Annotated in this window: 18 protein-coding genes and 1 pseudogene; 11 read left to right on the forward strand and 8 right to left on the reverse strand. The window is 72.5% G+C overall.

Features of this window, described 5'->3' with window-relative positions; all coding sequences use genetic code 11:
* Positions 1-31 precede the first annotated feature (31 nt).
* Entirely contained in the window at positions 32-1,012 is a 981-nt protein-coding gene (locus tag OG937_18695) for a glycosyltransferase (protein ID WUD73566.1), read from the forward strand.
* Positions 1,012-2,364 (forward strand): alpha-2,8-polysialyltransferase family protein, encoded by a 1,353-nt coding sequence (locus OG937_18700; GenBank protein ID WUD73567.1) that lies wholly within the window; start codon positions 1,012-1,014, stop codon positions 2,362-2,364. Before OG937_18695 ends, OG937_18700 begins: the two co-directional genes overlap by 1 nt.
* A gap of 75 nt (positions 2,365-2,439) precedes the next feature.
* Here the strand turns inward: OG937_18700 and OG937_18705 are convergent, their stop codons facing one another.
* Positions 2,440-3,099: a TetR/AcrR family transcriptional regulator C-terminal domain-containing protein gene (locus OG937_18705; GenBank protein WUD73568.1), complete on the reverse strand. Its 660-nt coding sequence runs from the start codon at positions 3,097-3,099 to the stop codon at positions 2,440-2,442.
* A gap of 66 nt (positions 3,100-3,165) precedes the next feature.
* Here OG937_18705 and OG937_18710 point away from each other — a divergent pair, with 66 nt between their 5' ends.
* Entirely contained in the window at positions 3,166-4,626 is a 1,461-nt protein-coding gene (locus tag OG937_18710; protein WUD73569.1) for an FAD-dependent monooxygenase, read from the forward strand.
* A 1-nt stretch (position 4,627) separates the two neighbouring features.
* Here the strand turns inward: OG937_18710 and OG937_18715 are convergent, their stop codons facing one another.
* Positions 4,628-6,208 carry a methylmalonyl-CoA mutase family protein gene (locus OG937_18715; protein ID WUD73570.1) on the reverse strand — a complete coding sequence of 527 codons (1,581 nt, stop codon included), beginning with the start codon at positions 6,206-6,208 and terminating at the stop codon, positions 4,628-4,630.
* Positions 6,209-6,332: 124 nt separating this feature from the next.
* On the opposite strand from OG937_18715, the gene OG937_18720 reads away from it, so the two are divergent.
* On the forward strand, positions 6,333-7,220 hold the full coding sequence (locus tag OG937_18720; protein ID WUD73571.1) for a L,D-transpeptidase family protein: 888 nt from the start codon (positions 6,333-6,335) through the stop codon (positions 7,218-7,220).
* On the opposite strand, the gene OG937_18725 is transcribed toward OG937_18720, so the two are convergent.
* The 5 genes from OG937_18725 to OG937_18745 all read right to left on the reverse strand — a co-directional run bounded on the left by OG937_18725 (position 7,211) and on the right by OG937_18745 (position 11,990).
* A complete protein-coding gene (locus OG937_18725) occupies positions 7,211-7,636 on the reverse strand; it encodes an SRPBCC family protein (GenBank protein ID WUD73572.1) in 426 nt (141 codons plus the stop codon). The genes OG937_18720 and OG937_18725 overlap by 10 nt on opposite strands.
* Before the next feature lie 327 nt (positions 7,637-7,963).
* Positions 7,964-8,989, reverse strand: a complete 1,026-nt coding sequence (locus OG937_18730; GenBank protein WUD73573.1) for a hypothetical protein — start codon at positions 8,987-8,989, stop codon at positions 7,964-7,966.
* Positions 8,986-9,576: an RNA polymerase sigma factor gene (locus OG937_18735; protein ID WUD73574.1), complete on the reverse strand. Its 591-nt coding sequence runs from the start codon at positions 9,574-9,576 to the stop codon at positions 8,986-8,988. The genes OG937_18730 and OG937_18735 overlap by 4 nt, the downstream gene beginning before the upstream one ends.
* Before the next feature lie 93 nt (positions 9,577-9,669).
* A complete protein-coding gene (locus tag OG937_18740; GenBank protein ID WUD78808.1) occupies positions 9,670-10,197 on the reverse strand; it encodes an RNA polymerase sigma factor in 528 nt (175 codons plus the stop codon).
* A 239-nt stretch (positions 10,198-10,436) separates the two neighbouring features.
* Entirely contained in the window at positions 10,437-11,990 is a 1,554-nt protein-coding gene (locus OG937_18745) for a family 20 glycosylhydrolase (protein WUD73575.1), read from the reverse strand.
* Positions 11,991-12,342: 352 nt separating this feature from the next.
* On the opposite strand from OG937_18745, the gene OG937_18750 reads away from it, so the two are divergent.
* The 5 genes from OG937_18750 to OG937_18770 all read left to right on the forward strand — a co-directional run bounded on the left by OG937_18750 (position 12,343) and on the right by OG937_18770 (position 16,393).
* Positions 12,343-12,867 (forward strand): 2-oxo-4-hydroxy-4-carboxy-5-ureidoimidazoline decarboxylase, encoded by a 525-nt coding sequence (locus OG937_18750; protein WUD78809.1) that lies wholly within the window; start codon positions 12,343-12,345, stop codon positions 12,865-12,867.
* A 125-nt stretch (positions 12,868-12,992) separates the two neighbouring features.
* Complete coding sequence (gene sdhC, locus OG937_18755; GenBank protein WUD73576.1) at positions 12,993-13,373, forward strand: succinate dehydrogenase, cytochrome b556 subunit; 381 nt, start codon at positions 12,993-12,995, stop codon at positions 13,371-13,373.
* 8 nt (positions 13,374-13,381) lie between these two features.
* Positions 13,382-13,852: a succinate dehydrogenase hydrophobic membrane anchor subunit gene (locus OG937_18760; GenBank protein WUD73577.1), complete on the forward strand. Its 471-nt coding sequence runs from the start codon at positions 13,382-13,384 to the stop codon at positions 13,850-13,852.
* A 28-nt stretch (positions 13,853-13,880) separates the two neighbouring features.
* A complete protein-coding gene (gene sdhA, locus OG937_18765) occupies positions 13,881-15,635 on the forward strand; it encodes a succinate dehydrogenase flavoprotein subunit (protein ID WUD73578.1) in 1,755 nt (584 codons plus the stop codon).
* Entirely contained in the window at positions 15,635-16,393 is a 759-nt protein-coding gene (locus tag OG937_18770) for a succinate dehydrogenase iron-sulfur subunit (GenBank protein WUD73579.1), read from the forward strand. Before sdhA ends, OG937_18770 begins: the two co-directional genes overlap by 1 nt.
* 86 nt (positions 16,394-16,479) lie before the next feature.
* Here the strand turns inward: OG937_18770 and OG937_18775 are convergent.
* Positions 16,480-17,793 (reverse strand): annotated as a pseudogene (locus tag OG937_18775) (DUF4132 domain-containing protein).
* Positions 17,794-18,059: 266 nt separating this feature from the next.
* Here OG937_18775 and OG937_18780 point away from each other — a divergent pair.
* Both OG937_18780 and OG937_18785 read left to right on the forward strand, forming a co-directional pair.
* Positions 18,060-18,524 carry a hypothetical protein gene (locus OG937_18780; GenBank protein WUD73580.1) on the forward strand — a complete coding sequence of 155 codons (465 nt, stop codon included), beginning with the start codon at positions 18,060-18,062 and terminating at the stop codon, positions 18,522-18,524.
* Positions 18,525-18,561: 37 nt separating this feature from the next.
* Positions 18,562-18,897 carry a hypothetical protein gene (locus OG937_18785; GenBank protein WUD73581.1) on the forward strand — a complete coding sequence of 112 codons (336 nt, stop codon included), beginning with the start codon at positions 18,562-18,564 and terminating at the stop codon, positions 18,895-18,897.
* Positions 18,898-18,925 lie beyond the last annotated feature (28 nt).

Here is an 18,925-nt window from a genome sequence, read left to right on the forward strand (position 1 = left end):
GGGGGACGAGCCGCCCCATAGGGTGCGCGACGTGGTTAAGCTCTCCGTCATCGTCCCGTTCTACAACGTGCAGGATTTTGCTCCTGACATGTTGAGGAGCCTCCGCGCGAATACGCGCGCGGATTTCGAGTTCATTCTCGTGAACGACTGCGCAACGGATGACACCCCGGGAATCCTCGAGCGCGCGCTGCCCGACCTGCCCGGGGCGATACTCGTCTCCCACGACAGGAACGGCGGGCTCGCCACCGCCCGCAACACGGGCATCGACGCCGCCCGGGGCGAGTACCTGACCTTCCTCGACGGCGACGACTGGCTGGCCGAGGGCTACCTGCCCCGGCTGCTGGAGGCCATCGAGACCCTCGGCACCGACTTCGTGCGCACCGACCACGTCGTCTCCCACGGGCGCAGGCGCACCGTCGCCCGGGTGCCGCACGGCCGCCGCGGGGTCGCCCTCGACCCGCGCGAGGCGATCCTCCCCGCCGACCGCACGACCTCGGTGGACTACCCGTACGCCTGGGCCGGCATCTACCACCGGCGGCTGGTCGACGCGGGTCTGCTGCACTTCCCCGACGGGCTGCGCACCGCCGAGGACCGGCCGTGGATCTGGCGGCTGCACCGCGAGGCGAAGTCCTTCGCGGTCGTCGGCCTGCTGGGCGTCTTCTACCGGCGCGGGGTGGCCACCTCGCTCACCCAGATCGGCGACATCCGCCAGCTGGACTTCATCCGCTCCTTCGACCAGGTCCTCGCCGAGACCGCGGCGGACCCCGACGCGGACCGCTTCCTGCCCAAGGCGGTGCGCACCTACTGCGCGGTGATCGCGCACCACCTGGGCGCCATGGGCCGCTACGAGCCCCGGGTCGCGCGGAAGCTGAAGGCGATGAGCGCGGCCGCCCTGAAGCAGATGCCGCAGGAGATCCTGAACGAGGCGCTGGACTCGATGGACATGAAGCGCAGCCTGCTGCTGCGCCGGACACGCAGGCGCCTCGGCGTCGCCGGGGCGGTGGCCGCGTGATGCCCCGCACCCAGGTGTTCCTGGCGTCGACGCTGTTCGGCGCCGCCACGGTGGCCGCCGCGATGGACGCCGGACTGTTCACCCCGGCCGACCGCAGGCTGCTGCTGGTCAGCAACAACGCCGCCGTGCCCGAGATCGCGCCGGCGCTGGACACGGCACCGGGCTTCGGGGCGCTGCGCGGCCGCTTCGACCGGGTGCTCTCGTGGAACGACACGATCGCCCCGCTGCACCCCTCCGGCTGGTCCCCGCGCCCCGAGGACGTGCCCCTGTGGGAGCGCCACCTTCGGCGGCTGTGGGACCTCGGCGAGGACGAGGTCGAGCTGGTCGTCGAGTCCCTGCACGTCGACCCGGCCCTGGCGCTGGTGAACGTCTTCCCGGGCGCGCCCGTCGAGGTGTACGCCGACGGCCTCATGGTCTACGGCCCGACCCGGGACAAGCTGGACCCGCTGGTCACGACCCGGGTGGGCCGGCTGCTGCACCTGGACCTGGTCCCCGGGCTGCGGCCGCTGCTGCTGTCGGAGCACGACGTCCCCGCCGGGCTCGTCCCCGCGCAGGCCTTCACCGGCGTCCTGGCGGGGATCGCGGAGCACGACGCGGCCCCGGCTCCCCTCCCCGAGGGCGGCGCGCTGCTGCTCGGCCAGTACCTGTCGGCGCTGGACGTCCTCACCACCGCCGAGGAGGAGGAGCTGCACGTCCGCATGGTGCGCGGCGCCGTCGCGGCGGGGCACCGCACGGTGGTCTTCAAGCCGCACCCGACGGCGCCCGCGCACTGGTCCCGGCGGCTGGAGCGGGAGGCGGAGGCCCTGGGGGCGGAGCTGACCGTGGCCGGGGCGGCCGAGCTCGCCGAGGTGCTCTTCCTGCGGGCCCGCCCGCGGCTGGTCGTCGGCTGCTTCTCCACCGCGCTGTTCACCGCGTCCGCCCTGTACGGGCTGCCGGTCGCCCGGGTCGGCACGGAGCTGGTGCTGGACCGGCTGTCGCCGTACCAGAACAGCAACCGCGTGCCCGTCACGATCGCCGACCGCCTCCTGCCGGACCTGGAGGACCGGACGTACCGCGAGGCGGCGGAGGCCTGGCGGCCGCCGACGGCGGAGCGGGTCGAGCGGGACCTGACGCCGCTGGTGCGCGCCGTGGGCTACTGCATGCAGCACCAGACGTACGCGCATCTGCGGGACGAGGCGGTCCGCTACCTGACCGACGGCCTGGACACCGGCACCTGGCGCTACTTCAAGCGGCGCCGGCTGGCGTCCCTGGCGCTCCCGGGGGCGGTGCCGTCCCAGCTGGCGTTCCTGCCGGCCAACCCGGCCGTGCGCAGGGTCGCACGGCGGATCAGGCATGTGACGTCCCGCGGCTGACCGCGGCCGTCAGGGCCACGAGGGCCGGCGCGGAGGATCGCGCCGGCCCACCGCGCGGTGACGACCGCACGGTGACTACCGCGCGCCGTCCGGGGCGAGGGTCCGCTCGATGCCCGCGACGAGGATCCGCAGACCGGTCTCGAAGCGCGCGTCGTAGTGGTCGAACATCTCCCGGCCGGCCCCGCCCACCAGCGGGAACTCCCCGCCGAGACGGGCCTGCCGCTCGTCGGTGTCGTAGCGCGGGTCACGCCGGCCGGGCAGCGGCTGCACGGCCTGCTCCTCGATCACGAAGCCGATGGTGAAGGTGTACGCGGTGAACCACGCGTTGAGGGCGTCCTCGACGCGGAAGCCCTGCTCGACGAAGGCACCCAGGTAGCGCTCCAGGGCGCCCGCGTGGCTGTCGTCGGTGAGGTGCGTGCCGCTGAAGACCTTGGCGCCGTCCCGGTAGGCCAGCAGGGCCGCACGGGTGCCGCGGCAGGCGGTGGCGATCCAGTCCCGCCAGTCGGAACCGGGGACCTCCTGACCCATGCCGCGCTCCAGCATCTGCCGCAGCATGCGGGTGGCCATGGCGTCGAGCAGGGCCTGCTTGTTGGCGAAGTGCCAGTACAGGGCCGGTGCCTGCACCTGGAGCTCCTTGGCGAGCCGGCGCAGGGTCAGCCCTTCCAACCCCTCCTCGTTCAGCAGGCCGAGGGCGGTCTCCACCACCTTGTCGCGGTCCAGTCGCGTCGCTGCCACGTGCCCATCCTGTCCGTCCGTCGGTACCCCTTGACAATTTAACACCGTTAAGGGGACCCTCGGGACATGGAACTTAACAGCGTTAAGGAAACCGGCGTCCTGATCGTCGGGGCCGGCCCCACCGGACTCGCCCTCGGCATCGACCTCGCCCGCCGCGGCGTGCCCGCGCTCGTCGTGGAGCGCTCCGACCGGCTGTTCCCCGGTTCACGGGGCAAGGGCCTGCAGCCCCGCTCGCTGGAGGTGCTCGACGACCTCGGCGTGGTCGGGTCCGTCCTCGCGTCGGGCGGCCCCTACCCGCAGGGCCGCGTCTGGCAGGACGGCCGCCCGGTCCACGAGTGGGAGATGTTCGAGCGGGTGCCCGCCACCTCCGCCGCCCCCTACGGCGCGACGTGGATGATCCCCCAGTGGCGCACGCAGGAGATCCTGTACGCGCGGCTGCGCGAACTGGGCGGCGCGGTCCGCTTCGGCGCCGGACTCACCGGTCTCGCCCAGGACGCGGACGGCGTGACCGCGGAACTGGCCGACGGCACGACCGTGCGGGCGGCGTACCTGGTCGCCTCCGACGGCGGGCGCAGCGCCGTACGCAGGGCCCTGGGCATCGCCATGCACGGCGAGACCGTCGACCCCGCCCCGATGCTCGTCGCCGACGTGACGCTGACCGGCCTGGACCGCGAGCACACCCACGTGTGGCGGGGCCCGGGCGACACCGGTGCCGTCGCCTTCCCGATGGGCGGCACCGAGCGGGACTTCCAGTTCGTCGCGACGTACCCGGCCGGCGCGGAGCGCCCCGACACCTCACCGGACGGGGTGCGCAAGACCGTCGGACAGCGCACCCACCTGTCGGCCGACGACGTGCTCGAGGTCATGTGGAGCTCCGACTTCCGGCCGCGCGCCGCCCTGGCCGAGCGCTTCCGGGAGGGCCGGGTCCTGCTCGCCGGGGACGCCGCCCACATCCACTCCCCCGCGGGCGGCCAGGGCCTCAACACCGGCATCCAGGACGCCTACAACCTCGGCTGGAAGCTCGGCCAGGTGCTGCGGCACGGCGCCGCAGCCAAGCTGCTGGACAGCTACGGGCAGGAGCGGCTGCCGGTCGCCGCCGACGTCCTCGGCATGAGCACCCACCTGCACCGCAGCACCATCAGCCGGGGCCGGCCGATGAACCAGCGGGGCGCCGAGGTCCACCAGCTCGGTCTCGGCTACCGCGACGGCCCGCTCACCGCCGAGACCCGCGAGGGTCTCGCCGAGGACGCCCTGCGGGCCGGGGACCGCGCGCCCGACGCACCCCTGACCGGCGGCGGGCGGCTCTTCGACGTCCTGCGCGGCCCCCACTTCACGGTGCTGGCCGTCGGCGCCGAACCGCCCGCGGCGCTGCCCGGCTTCGCCCGCGCGCACCGCGCCGGGCCCGGCAGCGCGGTCCACCGCACCTACGGCGAGGGCCTGTTCGTGGTCCGCCCGGACGGCTACGTCGGCCTCGCCACGCGCGACCCGGAGCGCGTCACCGCCTGGCTCGCCCGCTTCGCCGGGTGACTCAGAAGACGTCCGAGGGGACGTACGTCCCCCAGACCTCGCGGAGCGCTCCGCACACCTCGCCCACCGTGGCCCGGGCACGGAGCGCGTCCCTCATCGGGTACAGGACGTCCTCCGTGCCCTCGGCGGCCATCCGCAGCGCGGACAAGGCCGCGTCCACGGCCCGCCCGTCGCGCCCGGCACGCAACGCGGCCAGCCGCGCAACTTGCGCCTCCTCGATCGCGGGGTCGACGCGCAGCGGCTCGTAGGGCTCCTCCTCCCCCAGCTGGAAGCGGTTGACGCCGACGACCACCCGCTCCGCGGAGTCGGTCTCCAGGGCGATCCGGTAGGCGTTGCGCTCGATCTCGGCCTTCTGGAAGCCGCGTTCGATCGCGCTCACCGCCCCGCCGAGCTCCTCCACCCTGGCCATCAGCTCCAGCGCGGCCGCCTCCAGGTCGTCGGTCATCGACTCCACGACGTAGGACCCGGCGAAGGGGTCCACGGTCGCCGTCACGTCGGTCTCGTACGCCAGGACCTGCTGGGTGCGCAGCGCGAGCCGGGCGGACTTCTCGGTGGGGAGCGCGATCGCCTCGTCGAAGGAGTTGGTGTGCAGCGACTGCGTGCCGCCCAGCACCGCCGCCAGCCCCTGGACGGCCACCCGCACCAGGTTCACCTCCGGCTGCTGGGCGGTCAGCTGGACGCCCGCGGTCTGGGTGTGGAAGCGCAGCATCCACGACCTGGGGTTCCTCGCCCCGAACTCCTCGCGCATGACGCGGGCCCAGATGCGGCGGGCGGCACGGAACTTGGCGACCTCCTCCAGGAGCGTCGTGCGCGAGACGAAGAAGAAGGACAGCCGGGGCGCGAAGTCGTCGACGTCCATGCCCGCCGCGAGGGCGGTGCGGACGTACGCGATGCCGTCGGCGAGGGTGAAGGCGATCTCCTGAGCGGGCGAGGCGCCGGCCTCGGCCATGTGGTAGCCGGAGATGGAGATGGTGTTCCAGCGCGGGATCTCGGCGCGGCAGTAGCGGAAGAGGTCCGCGACCAGCCGCAGCGAGGGCTTGGGCGGGAAGATGTACGTGCCGCGGGCGATGTACTCCTTGAGCACGTCGTTCTGGATCGTGCCGGTGAGCCGGTCCGCGGGCACCCCCTGCTCCTCGCCGACGAGCTGGTACATCAGGAGCAGCAGGGCGGCGGGCGCGTTGATCGTCATCGAGGTGGAGACCCGGTCCAGCGGGATGCCGTCGAAGAGCACCCGCATGTCCTCGACCGAGTCGACGGCCACGCCGACCTTGCCGACCTCGCCGTGGGCGAGGGGGGCGTCGCTGTCGTGGCCCATCTGGGTCGGCAGGTCGAAGGCGACGGACAGGCCCGTGGTGCCGTGGGCGATCAGCTGCCGGTAGCGCGCGTTGGACTCGGCGGCGGTGCCGAAGCCCGCGTACTGGCGCATCGTCCAGGGCCGGGTGGTGTACATCGTCGGGTGGACACCGCGGGTGTAGGGGTAGCCGCCCGGCTCACCGAGCCGTTCGCCCGGGTCCCAGCCGTCCAGGGCGTCGGGGCCGTAGACGGGCTCGATCGGCAGACCGGATTCGGACTCGCGTGCCATGCGTCATGCCTCCAGCGACTCGGTCCCCTTTCCTCAGTGTGCGGCGAACCGTGACCGGGCCGGTGCAACTACATGCCGGGGAAATCAGTCAAAGGGTGTACCGACTCATCTCCAGGGGGACGAAGTGGCACTCATATCCGTCACAAGATCACGCGCGGCGGCCGCGGCCGGCGCGCTGCTCACCGGGGCCCTCCTCGCCGGCTGTACGGCCCAGGCGAGCGAGCCCACCGCCAGGGCCTCCGTGGCACCGGACACCGCGGGCCCCGCGGCGAGCCCCTCCGCGAGCACGAGCCCGAGCACGACGCCGAGCAGCGGCTCCCCCTCGCCGACGGCGTCGCCGTCCGCCACGAAGAAGCCGGAGGCCGACCGCACCCCCCGGCCGGTCGTCGTCATCGCGCGGGGCAGCAGCAGCGCGAAGGTGCGCGAACTGCAGGCGCGGCTGAAGCAGCTCGGTCTCTTCGGCCGCAACCCCACCGGCTACTACGGCGACGTCACCGCCTCCGCGGTGCGCGCCTTCCAGTCCCGTCACAAGCTGCCCGCCTCGGGCACCGTCACCGACAGGACCTGGGCGAAGCTGCGCTCGGTCACCCGGCAGCCCACGCGCGGCGCCATGTACCCGCCGACCAGCAACCCGGTGGCGAAGCTCGACCCGCGCTGCATGACCGGCCGCGTGCTGTGCGTCAGCAAGAACAGCCGCACCCTGGCCTGGGTGGTGAACGGCAAGGTCGTCTCCGCGATGGACGTCCGCTTCGGCTCCCAGTACACGCCAACCCGCGAGGGCACCTTCAGCGTCTTCGCCAAGAGCCGGAACCACGTGTCGACGATCTACCACACGCCCATGCCGTACGCGATGTTCTTCAGCGGCGGCCAGGCGGTGCACTACTCGGCCGACTTCGCGGCCCGCGGCTACGCGGGGGCCTCGCACGGCTGCGTCAACGTGCGGGACCGCGCGAAGATCTCGGCGCTCTTCGACCAGGTGCGGGTCGGCGACAAGGTCGTCGTCTACTGGTGACCCCGGGCCAGGAGCCCGTCCAGCGCCCGCCCGAACAGCAGCCGGCCGGCCCACGCGGTGGGCCGGTCGAACGCCCCCGGCAGCGGACGCACCCTCAACTCCTCGCGCCACACCACGCGTGAGCCCCCCTCCTCCCGCGGCCACACCTCGATCTCGGCCCAGCCGAGCACGGTCCGGCCGCGCTTCTCCAGCCGGCACCGCCCGGGACGGCCCGCGTCCGGCGGCTCCCAGCGCACGATCTCCATGGGGTCGTCGACGGCCATCCGCCCGAGTCCGGTGCGTGCCGTGAACGACCGCTCCCCCGTGACGACGGCGGTGGTGAACGGCACCAGCTCCGCGTGGCGTTCCCAGTCGGTGACCCGGCGCCAGGCCTCGGCGGCGGGGAGCGGGCAGCGCCGCTCGATCCGGAAGATCACGTCGTCGACCCTACGCCGCCGCTCCTGCGGCGCTACGTGAGGACGCGGGCGGAGCGGGGGGAAAGCGCTCCGCCCACGTCCCTCGTTGGGGGCCCGATACGGGGGGACCGGGCGACCCCTCGACCGATGACCAGTCGGTCTACTGGTTAAAGCGCCCGGGAAGCCGAAAGTGTCACACCCCGCACCCGCCGCGCCCGGGAGCGCGGCCGGGAGGGAGAGCTGCCCGGCCGCGCCCGGGTGCGGACCCGTGGGCACGGGAAGAGCCCGGATCCGCGGGGCCGATGACCAATCGGCCCCTCCATGGGAGCGCGCGGCGGCCGGAAAGTGTCACTCGCGGCCGTGACCGCGGTGCGGTCCCGGCCGCCCGTCGGGTGGTGCGGCCTGGGCGGACGGGGCGGCCTTGGAGGTCGGTACGGACGGTGCGGCCGGGGCGGACCGTGAGGTGCCGCGCGGGCCGTGGCCGCCCAGGCGGTGGTGTCCGCCGGAACGGTTCTTCCAACGGCCGCGGGCGTCCCGGGAGTCGTCGTCGCCCCGCTCGTCCCCCTTCCCGGCCTTGCCGCCGTTCCCCTCGTGCCCGGCGTTCCAGCCGAGCAGCCCGGCGCAGTAGCGGCGGATCTGGCGCTGGCCGCCGCCCGCCGCCTTGCGCAGCTGCTTGTAGGCCTGCTCGTCCACGCCCTTGCGGTGCCGGCCGGCCGCGGCGTAGGCCCGGCACAGCGCCTTGTGGTCCAGGGCCGGCGTGGAGGACGGCGTCCCGGCCGGCCGGCCGGGCAGGACGGTGCCGTGGGTGCCGCCGGTGCCGCCCGCCGGGCGGCCGTGGCCGGGACCGGGGCGGGAGGTCGGCGGGGCGGTGCGGCCGGGTGACGGCGAACCGCTGTCCGAGGCCGCCGTCGCCGCGCTCTGGGTGTGCACCGGGGAGGGGTCCGGGACGCCGTTGCCGAGCAGGGCCGGCAGCGCGCCGGCGGCGGCCGCCACGCTCACCCCGGCCACCGCGGCGGTCGCGATCAACGTCCCCGTCAGCGATCTGGAGTGACGGGCCGTACGGCTCCGCCCGCTCCGGGGCACCGCGCCCGCGCCCGCGCCGGGCGACCAGTCGTCGGCCGTGCCGAGGCGGACGCCCGCGGAACCTCCGGTGAGCGCGTCGTCGCCGCGCGCGGCACGGAACGCGGCGACGGCGGCCTCCTCGCGTTCCGGGTCGAGGGGCGCGGGAGCCGCGGCGGCGGCCAGCAACCCGGCCAGGGCGGCGGCGCGCTCGTCGCGCCAGGCCCGCTCCGCGGGGTCGTCACCGTGGGCACCCCGCAGCAACCGCTCGGCGGTGGCCTCGTCCAGCCAGTCCTGTCCTCGGTTATCGCTCATCTCATGTCCTCAAGCGTTCGGGACGCCGAAAACGTCACACTTGACGACCCGCCGTCGGAATCCAGCAGCTCAGCCAGACGGCGCAGGCCGCGGCTGGTGGCCATGCGCATCGCACCGGGCCTCTTGCCGACGACCTCGGCCGCCGACCGGGAGTCCAGGCCCATCACGACGCGCAGCAGCACGGCCTCGGCCTGGTCGTGGGGAAGGGCGGCGATCGCCGCCAGCGCGGCGCCGGTGCCCACCGCGGCGACCGCCTCCTCGGCGGTGTCCGAGACGGCGGGCCGGTCGAGCAGTTCCTCCACCCCGGCGGCGGCCAGCGGTCGGCGGCCCACCGCCCGCAGGTGGTCCAGCGCCCGGTTGCGGGCGACCCGGGCCGCCCAGCCGCGTACCGCGTCCCCGTCACCGTGGAAGGCCGGCAGGTCGCGCGCTATCTGCAACCACGCCTCCGACGCCACGTCCTCGGCGTCCCCCGCGCCGACCAGCGAGCGTACGTACTGCAGCAGTTGCGGCTGCACCGCTCGGTACACGAACCGGAAGCCGTCCTCGTCCCCCTCTTGCGCCGCGCGTACCGCGGTCGCCAAATCCACGTGCGGGCCTCCCCCTCGGAATCGCGCACCATACTGCCCCATGATGGGCGCCGGCAGGGCGTCCGGGGGCGGCTACCCGCCGGTCACCAAGGGTCAGGACAGCAGCCGGGAGAGCCGCTTCAGACCGCGGTGCGCCGCCGTACGGACCGCTCCCGCCCGCTTGCCCAGCACCCGGGCCGCGGACACCCCGTCGAGCCCGACGACGACGCGCAGCAGCACCGCCTCCGCCTGGTCGGGCGGGAGCGAGGCGATCAGGGAGAGCGCGCGCTCGGTGGCCAGCGCCTCCAGCGCGCGGTCCGCGGTGTCCTCGGCCGCGGGGAGGTCCAGCAGTTCGGTGTCGAGGGGACGGGCACGGGGCCTGGCGTCCTGGCGCCGCAGGTGGTCCAGGGCCCGGTGCCGGGCTATGGTCGCCGCCCAGCCCCGGAAGCCCGCCCCGTCCCCGCGGAACCGGCCGAGGTCGCGGGCGATTTCGAGCCAGGCCTCGGAGGTGACGTCCTCCGCGTCGTCGCCGACGAGGCCGCGCACGTAGCCGAGCAGCAACGGCTGGACCAGCCGGTAGACCACCGCGAAGGCGTGCTCGTCCCCGCCCTGGGCGCGCCCGACCGCGGCCCCGAGCTCCATGTCGCGGTCGGTCCGCGGGTCGTGGCGCCCCCCGTTGCTGGCCACACTGTCCTCTCGAATCGCCGACATCCTGTACAGCGTGGATTCGCACTGAATCGTCACACCTGTCGGGCCGCCCTGGCGATGGGTGTGACATTTTCGGCCGCGTTGACGCTTTAACAATCAGAAGCGGCCGAAGACGCTCCTGTGGGGGGAGGCGGACTTCGGCCGCTTCACCTGAGACGGCCGGGTACGGCGGCTCAGCCGGCCCGGTCGGCGAGGGTGCTGAAGTCCTGCCAGCTCAGGACCGGCGGGCCGGGGTCCCAGAGCTTCTGGGTGAGCGCGCGCAGGGGCATCCGGATGCCGGCCGCGACCTCGTCCTCGGTCTGGGCGTCCGCCCGGTCGCACCACACGGCCAGCCGCGCGCCGAGGATGCGGTCCGGTCCCGCGAGCGCCGCGGGCACGGCGCCGTCCCGGTAGACGACGGCCGGGGTCCACTCCTCGTAGATGCGCCGCCCGCTGGGGTAGGGGAAGTTCGCCGGCGCGCCGAGGACGTAGTAGAGGTACCAGGAGTTGAGGTTGAGCAGCTGCCGGCCCTCGCGCAGGAGGTCCTCGGGCAGCCGTCCGCGCAGTTTGTTGCTGGACCAGTAGGCGACCACCCGGTCCGGGTCCGCGGCGACCCGGGCGCCGTCGGAGAAGCCGTCGTTCCAGGCCTCGACCCGTTTGCCGAGCGATCGCAGGGTGGCGGCGCGGTCGTTGAGCCAGCCGGCCGCCGCGTCGGCCACCCCGGCGTCCGGGCCGTAGCGCTCGCGCGCGTACGCGGCGAGCTGCGGGAAGGACGTCTCGGGGTGGTCCGCCACGAGCGGTCCGTACTCGTCGCCGCCGACGTGCCAGTACGCGCCGGGGAAGAGCGGTGCGTACTCCTTGAGCAGGTCGTCGACGACGTCCGCGGCACCGGGCCGGGAGATGTCCAGCGCCCCGCGCACGGGGGTGCCGTCCACGGAACGCAGCTGGAGGTCCGGGTGGGCGTCGAGCACGGCACCCATGTGACCGGGGCTGTCGATCTCCGGGACGACGGTGATGTGCCGCTGCGCGGCCAGGTCGACGACGGCGCGGATGTCCTCCTTCGACAGGTGCCGGGGCGAGACGATCTCGGGGTGGCTGTCGCTCTGGACGCGGAAGCCCTGGTCGTCGCTGAGGTGGAGGTGGAGCTGGTTGTACTTCAGGTCGCCCAGCTCGCGGACCCTGGCCTCCAGCCATTCGCGGCTGAAGTACTTGCGCCCGATGTCGATCATCAGTCCGCGCTCCGGCCGGTCCGGGCGGTCCTCGACGGTGCCGGCCGGCACCCGTCCGGTGGAACGGACCGCCTGGAGGAGGGTTCGCGTGCCGTAGAAGACCCCGGCGTCGGTGCCGGCGCGCACTGTCACCCCGTCGGCCGAACTTGTCATCTCGTACGACTCCGGGCCCGCATTACTCCGTTCGAGTGAAAGCGCGATGTCCCCCGGTTTGGCGGGCCCACTGACGTACGGCCGGCGGAGCTCCTCCGCGAGCAGCCGCGCCTCGTCCTCCACGGCGCTCCCGGCGGGCGCCACCACCCGCGAGCCGGGGCCCGGTACGAAGGCGGCGGTACCGGCGGCAGGGGTGAAGGAACGGACGGCGGGGATCGAGGGGAACCCGGTGGACGTGCTCGCCCGCTCCGTCGGCGGGGCGCCGGGGCCCGCGGTCCCCGCGGGTGCGGCGAGCGCGGGACCGGCCCCGAGCACGGCGGTCAGCACGGCCGTCGCCGCGTACGCCGACGCACGTTTCGCCCGCATCTGCCACATGATCCGAATTTATGCCCGCTGTGCGCATCTCGCCGTGCGGACCAGGGGAAGCCGTGCACTTTCGTTCCCGTACGAGTGAAATTCGTGCATCCGTCGTACAGGGCCGAACATAGGCCGATACGGTGGTCGTCACTCGTCGTCCCCCTGTGGTTCACGCCGCGCAGCCGCCTCGCGGTTCCCCCCACCCCCGTCACCGTTCCCTCCCAGGAGCCCACCGCTGTCCAGCGACACCCCCGCCGTCCCGCCGCGGACCCCGGCGCACCTCCCTGCGCACCTCCCGGCGCAGTCACGCGGCCGGGCCCCCCGACCGGCGCCGACGGGCCGTCCCGGCCTCCCCCACGGCCTGCGGCGGCTCAACGAGGCCTCCCCCGGGGCGGCCGAGGCCGTCCTGCTGACCTGCTGCGGCAGCCTGCGCTGGGCCCGCAGGGTCGCCGCGCACCGCCCCTACCCCGACCTGGCCGCACTGCTGGCCGCCGCCGACGAGGCCGCCTACGACCTCACGCCCGCCGACCTCGCCGAGGCCTTCGCCGCCGAAGCGGCCGGCGCCCCGCCGGACGCCGCCCCCACCCGCGGCAGCCTCGCCGCGCACACGGCGCTGCGGGCCGCGCAGGCCGCGTACGAGGCTCGCTTCGGCCACGTCTTCGTGCTCTCCCTCGACGGGGTGCACCCCGGTGAGTCCCTCGACCGGATGCTGGCGTCACTCCGTCAGCGTCTCGGCAACGAAGCGGACGAGGAGCGGGTCACGGCCGCCGAGGAACTGCGCCGCGTCACCCGGTCCCGCCTGGGGCGACTGGCCCTCGGGGACGCGCGGGGCGAGCCGGGGGTTCCCGGCCGATACACCCACACGTGCGGGATCGATCACACCTGAAGGACCCGGCAGGACGTGGCCGACAAGCCGTCGCTACGATGGCCAGGGCCGGAGGACCGTACCCGGCCGGGCCGACCGACCAACGAAGCCGGCAGGCCCCACACCGCTCCCGGAGGGTTTTTTCCGTGCCGGCTGGAACGTTGTACCGCGGCCGGGAAGGCATGTGGTCATGGGTGGCTCATCGAGTCACCGGTGTCCTCATCTTCTTCTTCCTGTTCGTCCACGTCCTCGACACCGCACTGGTGCGTGTCTCCCCCGAGGACTACGACAAGGTCGTCAACACCTACAAGCAGCCCATCGTCAGCCTGCTCGAGTACGGGCTGGTCGCGGCTGTCCTCTTCCACGCTCTGAACGGCCTGCGCGTCATCGCCGTGGACTTCTGGTCCAAGGGCCCGAAGTACCAGAAGCAGATGCTGTGGACGGTCATCGGAATCTGGGTCGTGCTGATGATCGGGGCCATCTACCCCGTCCTCGGTCACGCCGCACGAGTGCTGTTCGGGAGCTGAGCGAAGTCATGTCCGCAACGGACCACGTGGAGCTCAGCTCCTCCAGCGCCGCCTACGGCCCCGACAACCCGGCCCCGGTCATCGAGCCGCCGCGCGCCCGGACCAAGCGCACCCCGCGCAGCACCCGGACCAACTTCGAGATGTACGGCTGGCTCTTCATGCGCCTGTCCGGCATCGTCCTGGTCGTCCTGGTCATCGGTCACCTGCTGATCCAGCTCGTGCTCGACGGCGGCGTCACCAAGGTCGGCTTCGCCTTCGTCGCCGGCCGCTGGGCCTCGCCGTTCTGGCAGACCTGGGACCTGCTCATGCTGTGGCTGGCGATGCTGCACGGCGGCAACGGCCTGCGCACCGTGATCAACGACTACGCGGAGCGGGACAACACCCGGTTCTGGCTGAAGATGCTGGTCTACACCGCGACCGCGTTCACCATCATCCTCGGCACGCTGGTGATCTTCACCTTCGACCCGAACATCCGCTAGCCAGGGCTGGACAGGGAAGCGACCCCTCATGCAGATCCACAAGTACGACACCGTCATCGTCGGCGCGGGCGGCGCCGGCATGCGCGCCGCCATCGAGGCGACGAAGCGCAGCCGCACCGCAGTGCTGACGAAGCTCTACCCCACCCGCTCCCACACCGGCGCCGCCCAGGGCGGCATGGCCGCGGCCCTCGCGAACGTCGAGGACGACAACTGGGAGTGGCACACCTTCGACACGATCAAGGGCGGTGACTACCTGGTCGACCAGGACGCCGCCGAGATCCTGGCGAAGGAGGCCATCGACGCGGTCCTCGACCTCGAGAAGATGGGCCTGCCCTTCAACCGCACCCCCGAGGGCCGGATCGACCAGCGCCGCTTCGGCGGCCACTCCCGCAACCACGGCGAGGCCCCGGTCCGCCGTGCCTGCTACGCGGCCGACCGCACCGGCCACATGATCCTCCAGACGCTGTACCAGAACTGCGTCAAGGAGGGCGTGGAGTTCTTCAACGAGTTCTACGTCCTCGACCAGCTCATCGTCGAGGAGGACGGCGTCAAGCGGTCCGCCGGCGTGATCGCGTACGAGCTGGCCACCGGCGAGATCCACGTCTTCCAGGCGAAGGCCGTGGTGTACGCCTCCGGCGGCACCGGCAAGTTCTTCAAGGTCACCTCCAACGCGCACACCCTCACCGGTGACGGCCAGGCCGCCGTCTACCGCCGCGGTCTGCCGCTGGAGGACATGGAGTTCTTCCAGTTCCACCCGACCGGCATCTGGCGCATGGGCATCCTGCTGACGGAGGGCGCCCGCGGTGAGGGCGGCATCCTCCGCAACAAGGACGGCGAGCGCTTCATGGAGAAGTACGCGCCGGTCATGAAGGACCTCGCCTCGCGTGACGTCGTCTCCCGCGCGATCTACACCGAGATCCGCGAGGGCCGCGGCTGCGGTCCCGAGGGCGACCACGTCTACCTCGACCTGACCCACCTGCCGCCGGAGCAGCTGGACGCCAAGCTCCCGGACATCACCGAGTTCGCGCGGACCTACCTCGGCATCGAGCCCTACACGGACCCGATCCCGATCCAGCCGACCGCGCACTACGCCATGGGCGGCATCCCCACCAACGTCCAGGGTGAGGTCCTGTCGGACAACACCACCGTCGTCCCGGGCCTGTACGCCGCCGGCGAGGTCGCCTGCGTCTCCGTGCACGGCGCCAACCGCCTCGGCACCAACTCGCTGCTGGACATCAACGTCTTCGGCCGGCGGGCCGGCATCGCCGCCGCCGAGTACTCCGCGGACCACGACTACGTCGAGCTCCCCGAGGCCCCGGCGCAGTTCGTGGTCGACCTGGTGGAGCGGCTGCGTGCCTCCACCGGCAACGAGCGGGTCGCGCAGCTGCGCAAGGAGCTGCAGGAGACCATGGACGCGAACGTCATGGTGTTCCGCACCGAGCAGACCATCAAGACCGCCGTCGAGAAGATCGGCGAGCTGCGCGCGCGGTACCGGAACGTGTCGATCCAGGACAAGGGCAAGCGGTTCAACACCGACCTGCTCGAGGCCATCGAGCTCGGCAACCTGCTCGACCTCGCCGAGGTCATGGCGGTCTCGGCCCTGGCCCGCAAGGAGTCCCGCGGCGGCCACTACCGCGAGGACTACCCGAACCGCGACGACGTCAACTTCATGCGGCACACGATGGCGTACCGCGAGGTGGGTGCCGACGGCACCGAGGCGATCCGTCTCGACTACAAGCCGGTCGTGCAGACCCGCTACCAGCCGATGGAGCGTAAGTACTGATGAGCACCGCGACCCTCGACAAGGTCGAGGCCGAGGCCCAGGCCTCGCCCTACATCACGGTCACCTTCCGGATCCGCCGGTTCAACCCGGAGATCTCGGACGAGGCCACCTGGCAGGACTTCGAGCTGGAGATCGACCCCAAGGAGCGGGTCCTCGACGGTCTCCACAAGATCAAGTGGGACATGGACGGAACGCTGACGTTCCGTCGCTCCTGCGCCCACGGCATCTGCGGCTCCGACGCCATGCGCATCAACGGCCGCAACCGGCTGGCCTGCAAGACCCTGATCAAGGACATCAACCCGGACAAGCCCATCACCGTCGAGCCCATCAAGGGCCTGACGGTGCTGAAGGACCTGGTCGTCGACATGGACCCGTTCTTCCAGGCCTACCGGGACGTGATGCCCTTCCTCATCACCAAGGGCAACGAGCCGACGCGCGAGCGCCTGCAGTCCGCCGAGGACCGCGCGCGCTTCGACGACACCACCAAGTGCATCCTGTGCGCCGCGTGCACGTCGTCCTGCCCGGTCTTCTGGAACGACGGCCAGTACTTCGGCCCGGCGGCCATCGTCAACGCCCACCGCTTCATCTTCGACTCGCGTGACGAGGGCGGCGAGCAGCGGCTCGAGGTGCTGAACGACAAGGACGGCGTGTGGCGCTGCCGCACCACGTTCAACTGCACCGACGCCTGCCCGCGTGGCATCGAGGTCACCAAGGCGATCCAGGAGGTGAAGCGCGCGCTCATCACGCGTCGCTTCTGATCCCCTCCGCCGAGGCTCCCCCGAGGGCCCCGCAGCCGGTCAGCCGGCAGCGGGGCCCTCGGGCGTTCCCGGGGTCAGCGCGCGCTTCACAGCCGGCTCACGATCGTCGGGTCGGTGATCTCCGTGTCGCGGGCGAGGAGCAGCGCCTTGCCGAGGACCACCGACAGCATGGGGTCGCCCTCGAAGGGCAGGGGGCCCGGGACCGCGCAGGCGTGGGCGGGCGGGACGACGCACAGGTGGCGGTCGCCCGGGGAGATCAGGACGTTGCCGGAACCTATGTGGATCCGGTACGTGTGCCGGTCACCGCGGACGCGCAGGAAGCGTCCCTCGACAGTGCAACGTCCGGCGATGGCCAGCCGCGGTACGAGGCGGGACAGCACCTCGCGGCGCGTCTTCGCGCACGGGGTCAGCTCGCCGAAGCCGTAGGACGCCCAGTAGGCGCGGAAGCGGCCGTCGGGGCCGCCGTCCTGCCAGGTGGGGTCGTTGCCGATGCCGGCGGCGCCCACGAAGAGGTCCACGTCGCGCAGGACTTCGCTGAGGACGAGCGGCGGGACGTCGGCGAGCGGTAGCGGATCGGCGGCCCGGTTCCCGGGGGCGTACAGCGGGAGGAAGCGCACCTGGTCCGTGTCGACGTACAGATGGCTGCCGAAGTGACCGAAGCCGTCCCCGTCGACGCCCTGGACCCGCAGCTCCGCCCGCAGCCCCCACCGCGGGAGTTCGCGCGTGGCGGGCGGGAAGGCCTCGTCGACCGGCAGGCGCAGGCGGTACCGCCAGCCGCGGGCGGCGGCCAGCGAGGCGAACCGGTGCTGTCTCAGGACGTGGTGCGTGGCGGTGACGCGTGCGGCGTCCGCGAGGCCGTACACCTCGCGGTGGGCCTGCCGGAAGGGCTGCGTGACGCCGTGCCGCTCCAGCCACTCCCGCCAGGCGGTGATCTCCACGCGGTCGCGCCCCCAGGGGTGCCACAGTCCGACGACGTCCTCCCCGCCGCCCAGGACCCGCTCGCCGTCGAGGGTGCGCAGGCCGCCCTCGGCCCACCCGCAGGCGACCCCGTCGACCGTCCACAGCAGGCGCCGGACGAGGGTCCCGAGCAGCGGATGGCCCAGCAGCCGCTCCCGCCACACGGGGTACGCCCACGTGCGCCGTTCCGGGAACTGCCGTTCCAGCCACGCGGCCTGCGCCGCCAGCGTCCGGTCGATGTCCCCGACGGTCGCCCTGAGCCGCGTCAATTCCCCCGCGTGCTCGCGCCGCACGGCGGCCGGGGCGCCCTTCAGGGCCTTGCCCGCCGCGCTGCGCCACCCCAGCACGGCCCGCCCGTCCCGGATCCCCAGCTCCGCGGTGACCCCACCCAGCCGCTGCGCCACCCCGATCCCGTACCCGGGCACGGCCGGCTCCCCGACGTCCCCCCACGCGATCACACTCACCGTCCACCCCCTGTGCGGCGACCCCCGCAGTCCCCATCCCCGCCGAGCGTAGGACCGCCCTCTGACAACGCCCCGTCTGCGCTTGTACGTGACTTGATTCAGCCTATGGTGCGTTTATTGATGATCTGTCATGCTCCGAGCAGGATGCGGGGAGCTCCTGTGGGGGGATCATGGGCATAACGGGGCGGCCCAAGCCGCTCGGACACGGCCAGGCGGCCCAAGAGGCCCACTCCATCGCGGCCCCTATGCTGACCGCCGCGGCGCTCGCCTTGGCAGGCGTCGTCGCCGGCGCGGCCCCGGAATTGTTCCTATGGCCCGGACCGACGCTTTTGGTCTTGGTCGCCGCTTCTCTCACGCTCGTCGCGAGCATCCAGCTCCACTACCACGCCCGCCATTATTACTATACGACGGCGGATATCCAGGCATGGTACGGCCCGGACGTGTCGACCGAGTCCGAAGAATACCTTGATCTGTGCGCTGCGCAGCGGCTCGATCTCGACGAGTGGCGGCGCTACATCCGTTGGGCCATCGTGTGTTTCAACGCGGGTACCTCTCTGCTGGGATTGGGTGTCTCCCTCGCCCTCGCACCCGCGAACGGCGGACCTCAGGCCGTCTGGCGCTGGGTGGCGCTCGCCATGGTCCTCGCGTGCACTGTCGCAGACATTCTATGGATCACGTACCTGTACAGGGAACGGAATCGGCAGCGTTAGAGCGACGACCCGCGCATCAGCGAGGAGCGAGGCAGCGATGAATTCGGATTCCATGACACTGCCGGGAATCGTCCCGGAACCGGACAACACCGGCAAGGAGAAAGAGTGCTGGGGAGTGGGATGTTCCGGACTGATTCCCAGTAATACCGGTGCAGATACGCAAGAGGCGTGGAAAAAGGCTCTCAGTATGGGACCGCTCGTCATCGCCGAATATCAGAGGCAACACAACAATGTGGCGCACAACGCGAAGTGCCAATTCCGGGACCTTCCGCCATCGGTCCACAACGCGGCCACGCATGAAGGCGGCAATCCCAGGCCCGCTCTCAAGAAAGACCTCGCTGCGCTCAACGAGGCCCTGAACCAGGGGCAGTAGCCACCCGTCCGGCATCCTGGGCCACGCC

The organism is Streptomyces sp. NBC_00510 (assembly GCA_036013505.1).
Lineage (GTDB): Bacteria > Actinomycetota > Actinomycetes > Streptomycetales > Streptomycetaceae > Actinacidiphila.

Bases quoted from the DNA above. Each gene is read 5' to 3' on its own strand.
- OG937_18700 (WUD73567.1), top strand. From the start codon at position 1,012: ATGCCCCGCACCCAGGTGTTCCTGGCGTCGACGCTGTTCGGCGCCGCC.
- OG937_18710 (WUD73569.1), top strand. From the start codon at position 3,166: ATGGAACTTAACAGCGTTAAGGAAACCGGCGTCCTGATCGTCGGGGCC.
- OG937_18715 (WUD73570.1), bottom strand. From the start codon at position 6,208: ATGGCACGCGAGTCCGAATCCGGTCTGCCGATCGAGCCCGTCTACGGC.
- OG937_18730 (WUD73573.1), bottom strand. From the start codon at position 8,989: ATGAGCGATAACCGAGGACAGGACTGGCTGGACGAGGCCACCGCCGAG.
- OG937_18740 (WUD78808.1), bottom strand. From the start codon at position 10,197: ATGGAGCTCGGGGCCGCGGTCGGGCGCGCCCAGGGCGGGGACGAGCAC.
- OG937_18745 (WUD73575.1), bottom strand. From the start codon at position 11,990: ATGCGGGCGAAACGTGCGTCGGCGTACGCGGCGACGGCCGTGCTGACC.
- OG937_18760 (WUD73577.1), top strand. From the start codon at position 13,382: ATGTCCGCAACGGACCACGTGGAGCTCAGCTCCTCCAGCGCCGCCTAC.
- sdhA (WUD73578.1), top strand. From the start codon at position 13,881: ATGCAGATCCACAAGTACGACACCGTCATCGTCGGCGCGGGCGGCGCC.
- OG937_18770 (WUD73579.1), top strand. From the start codon at position 15,635: ATGAGCACCGCGACCCTCGACAAGGTCGAGGCCGAGGCCCAGGCCTCG.
- OG937_18780 (WUD73580.1), top strand. From the start codon at position 18,060: ATGCTGACCGCCGCGGCGCTCGCCTTGGCAGGCGTCGTCGCCGGCGCG.
- OG937_18785 (WUD73581.1), top strand. From the start codon at position 18,562: ATGAATTCGGATTCCATGACACTGCCGGGAATCGTCCCGGAACCGGAC.